Source organism: Bombilactobacillus bombi, assembly GCF_013607485.1.
Taxonomy (GTDB): Bacteria; Bacillota; Bacilli; order Lactobacillales; family Lactobacillaceae; genus Bombilactobacillus; species Bombilactobacillus bombi_A.
Genome location: NZ_SCHP01000084.1, coordinates 1 through 3,570 on the forward strand (window position 1 = coordinate 1; position 3,570 = coordinate 3,570).

General features: G+C 31.1%; 4 protein-coding genes. All 4 read left to right on the forward strand.

Annotated elements, in window-relative coordinates; all coding sequences use genetic code 11:
• Positions 1-1,130 precede the first annotated feature (1,130 nt).
• On the forward strand, positions 1,131-1,331 hold the full coding sequence (locus EQ827_RS09285) for a hypothetical protein (protein WP_373563521.1): 201 nt from the start codon (positions 1,131-1,133) through the stop codon (positions 1,329-1,331).
• Positions 1,328-1,543, forward strand: coding sequence for a hypothetical protein (locus tag EQ827_RS09290; RefSeq protein WP_373563522.1), 216 nt, complete (start codon positions 1,328-1,330; stop codon positions 1,541-1,543). Before EQ827_RS09285 ends, EQ827_RS09290 begins: the two co-directional genes overlap by 4 nt.
• A 542-nt stretch (positions 1,544-2,085) precedes the next feature.
• The gene (locus EQ827_RS08190; protein ID WP_181190500.1) at positions 2,086-2,649 is read left to right on the forward strand and encodes an SLATT domain-containing protein; all 564 of its coding nucleotides are present in this window, start codon (positions 2,086-2,088) and stop codon (positions 2,647-2,649) included.
• The coding region (locus tag EQ827_RS08195) for an SMODS domain-containing nucleotidyltransferase (RefSeq protein ID WP_181190501.1) at positions 2,649-3,570 on the forward strand (922 nt) is incomplete at its 3' end. The genes EQ827_RS08190 and EQ827_RS08195, both read left to right, overlap by 1 nt.

Below are 3,570 nucleotides of genomic sequence, written 5' to 3' on the forward strand. Positions count from 1 at the left end.
GGATATGGATTATCCTCGTTAATTTTTAGTTATTTTACAAAATATATTTATATAGGATTAATTGTATTAATACTTTTGTCCATAATCAGTTTTATTTTTATTTATTTTTGTAGAAATAAAGCGTAAATTTTTTAAAATAAAATAAACTACAAATTTAATTTGTACAGATTCTAAAAACTTCAATTAACTACTAATTATTGAAATTTATTTAAGTTCTTATCATTTTTTAATAGAGCTTATTTTAAGTAATTTCATATAAAATATAACATGATATTTAAGAAGGCGGCACTTGACATAATGTTTAGTTTCGCCTTTTTATGTATTAAACCTTACTCTAAGTGCTTTTGATTATATTCAAATAAAATTTTTTCAGTTAGAAGGACTGTTTCAATTTTGTGGCGCAGAGGTTTTAATAATCCATTATTTAATGGAGAATTTTTATATGTATTTTTGCGCCCCAGGGTCCACAGGATCCATAGGTTAATTTCTTGTTTCTCAAATTGCTTTTTAGTATTTGACTTAAACATCCCAGATTTTGTGCACAACTAATCTGTTGATTCATTAGACATCATTGTAAAATTTTGATTCAAAGCTTTCGTAACGGTATAGGTTACTACTAAGCCCTGATCGGTGACTTCAAAATCCCTTTAAAGCCTTAGTAGCACAGCATTATAATTAAAGTTGGCTTGCCTTCGAAAGATTCGTATTCAATAATTAATGACGTAATGGTTGACAAACAAGCATATGCAGACCATTAATAATGTCATAGAGCGTTTGTATAAATCCAGACATTACAGACAAGTTAAGAAACGATAATATCAGCATTAATTGATCATGTTCAATATTTAAACAAAATCAATTAAAACAATATAAAGTTTTATTATATTTTTATATCTCGCAGATTCTATAAATAATCTGAACAGCATTAATCTAAAAAACCCAAAGTAATTCCTTTACAATGCTAGTTACGACAACAAACCATGAAAGCAGGTATTACTTTGAGCTCTACTACTTGAACACAGTTTGACCGCGGAGCGATAGCCCTTTTAATTTAATAAGGCCAAACACAACAACAAATCGCTAACGCCATTGGCGTAGCTCAGTCCACTATCTGTACAGACTTACAGCGAGTGCGACCTTATGATCCCTTTTTAGCTCAGCAGGATGCTGATCAGAAAATAAAGCATTGTGGCCGCAAAACGGTTCTGGATGCTTCCCGCAAGCAGTTGATTGAGAATCATTTACGTTTAACTTGGTTTCCAGAAACCATTGTTGCTAAATTGAAGTTAGCGCGGCCTCTATCTACAATTGGCTCCACCAGGGTAAATTGAATTTCAACTGTCAGGACTTGCCCGATCGTAATCGGCGGCGCCAAGAAAAACGTGGTCAATATCAAACCGGCACCAGTATTGAGCAACGGCCAGCACCGATCAATCAGCGGGTAGAGTTTGGTCATTGGAAAGTCGATACGGTTTTATCCAGTCGTGGGTCAAGCAAGGCCTGTTTAGTGACCTTTGTGGAACGGCAGAGTCGCTTATTTTAGGTTCTGAAAGCTCCAGAATCGGATTGCACAATACTTAAACCAGGACTTTGAAAGTTTTATGCATCGTTCTGACAACACAATGCAGAGCATTACGATAGATCATCGTAAAGAGTTTGCCTAGTATCTCAGTTTAGAACAGCGCTAGGCTTAACAGCTTATTTCTTATCCTTATTCGCCTTGGGAACGAGGTGGCAACGAGTATTTCAACCGCAAGCTGTGCTGGTTCTTTCCGAAGAAAACCAGCTTTGACCAAGTGAGTAATGATCAAGTGTTGGAAGCTGTTGAACTGATCAATAATCGGCCCTTAAAGCTGTACAATTATCGGACTGCCATTGAAGTTTTTAGAGCTTGTTCGGATTAAACTTGTAATCTGCCTATTACTTATTTTTAACAATTCTGTTGGTAACGTTTTTACAAAATATTTTACACATATATAATACAATATACTGTACTTCTTTGTTAAAATAAACTATATACTGTGTTTTTGAAACTAATTATAGTATATATGTATAGTTTATTTTTAGTTCACTTGGAGGTTTGAGTTGAGCTTAACAGAAAAGAATTTTTATCGTTTAGAAAGTTTTACAACTAATGTAGCCTGGACACACAAAATACAAATAAAACAAGCAGATATATATTTGCGAAAAAAAAGAACATTTAAAATAGTAAATATTGTCTTATCTACCGCAATTTCTTCAGGGCTTATAAAAACAATATTTTTTAAAGATAGCCATTTGACTATTTTGATAACACTTCTATCTTTTTTCTCTCTTGCTTTTAATTCATTAGATAAATCTGCAGACTATGATAATCTTTATAAGATATTTAGGTCTAATTCAGATAAATTATGGCAATTACGTGAAGATGCACTGAACGCACTGAGAGATTTAAAATATAAAACAGATTCAGAATTGAACATTGATCAAAGAATAAATGAATTAGAAAATAAACGTTCTCAAATATATTCTAGTTTACTAGATGCAAGCCCATGTGCAGTTCGACAAGCTGATAAGGCAATAAATATTAAACATGATAATGATTATCAAGAAGAAATTAAATATTTGATTCCTAAAGATTTATTAAATAAAGATAAGAAGGTTGATTGATGAGTTTAGCTAATGATTTTGAATATTTTTGTTCACAGATAACTCCATCAGATAAGGAATTAAAAGATATTGAAATTAAAATTAAACGAATCGTAAAAAAACTTAACCAGACCTATTATGAAATAGACAGCGACAGTGATCATTTATATACTGTTGGTTCAGTTGGTAGAGACACTGCTATTAGCAATATTAGTGATTATGATATAATATTTGACTTACCTCATGAAACGTTTTTAAAGTTTAATAGTTATAACAACAATGGACAATCTTATTTATTGCAGGAAGTTAAGAAAGTTATAAAAGAAACCTATCCATCTACTGATATTAAGGGTGATGGTCAAGTTATTGTTGTTCAATTCACTGATTATAAAATAGAAGTAGTTCCAGGTTTTAAGGAAAGTGATGATCGATTTAAATATCCTGATTCTAATGACGGTGGTCATTGGAAATATACAGACCCTATTCCAGAAAAAAATGCTAGTCTTAAACAAATCAAAGCCACAAATAACAATTACAAAAGATTTGCAAATATTTTACGTTCTTGGAAGAATAATGTTGGCTTTAAATTTAAAGGTTTGCTAATTGATACATTGGTTTATAATTATTTTGAAGAGAACCAACAAAAAAAGTTTATAGGATATGTTGATTATTTATTAACTTTGAAATCTATATTTAATTATCTTCAAAATCAAGATGAGAATCAGTCGTATTGGTATGCATTGGGAAGTAATCAACAAATCATAAACAATGACAAAGGATTATTCATAAAAAAGGCAAAAAAAGCTTATTCTAAAATTGAAGAGTTAGATGAAAATGATGATGTTAATCAAATTCTTCAAGACTTATTAGGCAATAATTTTCCTGTCCATAATAAAAACTTAGGGAAAACGATATCAAAATTTTCTACGGAAGAATTTATAG